Raw genomic sequence first — 1162 nt, 5'->3', positions numbered from 1 at the left:
TATCACAACAACTTGAAAACGAGATCTAAAGTCTCACAGAACTGAACGTGATTTAAGTAGTAAAAGAGAGAGGATTATCAATGTTGTCGAAGTCGTAAGCTTCACCGTGTATAGTAACCTTAATTCTCTCTTTTGTTCTTTCTGATTAACACATCAATTTAAAGAGAATCAAACTTAAGACGTATATAATTTATTGCTAGTTCTAGCCTACTTACGAAAACCCTTGCGGATTTTCTATTCGGTTTGTATTTGCTAAATTAGGTGCTTAAACCACGCAACAAACCATATACAAACACGTTGTGTGCAATTTGACCAAACCAATGAAACATATTTTTATAATCATAATTCTTTCAACTTTTTGGGCTTGTAATTCCAAAAAAGATAATGCGGTTTCAAAAATCAAAAACCCAAATCCAGAAATAGTAATGCAGAAAAAATTAAGCGGAAAAGAAGTCGTTGCGGAATTGGAGAAATTAAGTTATTTCAATCTGACCAGCGAATCTGAATTGGACACAGTTAAAGCTGATTTTGCAAAATCGTTTTCCGACTTGAAGTTTTTTCAAGGACCAACTCGAGGGGAAACGCTGAGTTTTATGGACAATCGCTATCATTGGGTAGATTGTGAGGAACTCTTTGAGATTGGAGGATTAACAGAATATTTAGCTCAAGTTAAACCGACTTTTAAAAAACTAGGATTGGAATTAGAATACGCAAACGAAAAAAGCGAACAAGACCAAAATAGTTGGAAACACACAATCGAACTGAACGGAATTGAATACACAGCGTTTGACGGACAATTTTCTGACTTGGATTGGGGAATTGCATATGTCAATTTTATAGAAATGTTGAACGCTGAATTAAGAAGACAAAATTCGGACGAACAGTTTTACCCTGTAAATTCAAAAAATGATGGAATGTTTGTTTTGCTAACCCCTAAACAACTGGATTTTGTATTGAGAAATTATTCAGTTAAAAATGAATTGACTTAGGTACTTAATCAATAACGATAGAAGTAGTAAATTCGGGGAAACAAACATCAAGAACATGGAGCAAAGATTCAAGAGCATGTCCCTTTTCGACTTTATGGAGAAATTCCCGGACACGGACAGCTGCCTGTCGCATCTGGCCTGGCTAAAGTGGGACGGGGGCTACAGGTGCCCCA

General features: G+C 36.0%; 1 protein-coding gene. It reads left to right on the top strand.

Features of this window, described 5'->3' with window-relative positions:
- The first annotated feature begins 320 nt into the window (after nt 1-320).
- Nucleotides 321-989 (top strand): hypothetical protein, encoded by a 669-nt coding sequence (locus tag BFP75_RS00010; protein ID WP_099542436.1) that lies wholly within the window; start codon nt 321-323, stop codon nt 987-989.
- Nucleotides 990-1162: the final 173 nt, after the last annotated feature.

Origin of the sequence: Maribacter sp. 4G9 (assembly GCF_002742265.1) — a bacterium.
Taxonomy (GTDB): Bacteria; Bacteroidota; Bacteroidia; order Flavobacteriales; family Flavobacteriaceae; genus Maribacter.
Note: the sequence above shows the minus strand (reverse complement) of the source record. Positions and strands in the feature narration are given on the sequence as shown.

Excerpts from the sequence above, each read along its gene's own strand:
- BFP75_RS00010 (WP_099542436.1), top strand. The coding sequence starts at position 321 with ATGAAACATATTTTTATAATCATAATTCTTTCAACTTTTTGGGCTTGT.